This is a genomic window from Streptococcus equinus ATCC 9812, assembly GCF_000187265.1.
Classification (GTDB): domain Bacteria; phylum Bacillota; class Bacilli; order Lactobacillales; family Streptococcaceae; genus Streptococcus; species Streptococcus equinus.
In genome coordinates this window covers 1-567 of the sequence record NZ_GL698447.1, presented here as the reverse complement: position 1 = coordinate 567, position 567 = coordinate 1, and the positions used below count along the sequence as shown (strand labels likewise).

The following is a 567-nucleotide window of genomic DNA, read 5'->3' as shown; positions in this document are numbered from 1 at the left end:
CTAATCCTTTCTATAATAAGGGTACCTTAATAATAACAAGGAAAAAGGAGATAGGAACAGTGGATTTTGAAAGTTATTTTGAAACTGTAAAACCAATTATTTTAAAATTAAGACGTCATTACTTTGTGAAATTATGGGATTATGACGACTGGATTCAGGAAGGGCGTATTGTCTTTTTCAAACTACTGCAAGAACATCCTGATGTTCTCATTAATGAGGGAAGACGCTATACTTACTTCAAGACAAAATTTTCTAATCATGTAAAGGATACCATCCGCCATCAGGAATCCTTTAAACGTAAATTTAATCGTATGCCTTATGAAGAAATAGGTGAGATTAGTCATTGTGTCCCTCAGCTTAATTTTTTTGAAGTGGCAGACTTTATTGCTTACCGAGATAGTTTGTCTCAATTAAAAGCAACTTTAAGCTTAGAAGAGCAAGAAAAGCTAGCAAAAGTAGTCAGAGGGGAACGATTTGAAGGGAAGAAAGCCTTCTTACGCCAAATTGAACCTTACTTTTCTGACTTTAAGCACTAAAAAAGAATCAGATTCATATCTGATTCTTTTT

1 protein-coding gene is annotated in these 567 nt (G+C 33.7%); it reads left to right on the top strand.

The genetic code is table 11. From position 1 onward, the window contains the following. The first annotated feature begins 59 nt into the window (after positions 1–59). Positions 60–536: a sigma-70 family RNA polymerase sigma factor gene (locus HMPREF0819_RS08520; protein ID WP_039697626.1), complete on the top strand. Its 477-nt coding sequence runs from the start codon at positions 60–62 to the stop codon at positions 534–536. Positions 537–567 lie beyond the last annotated feature (31 nt).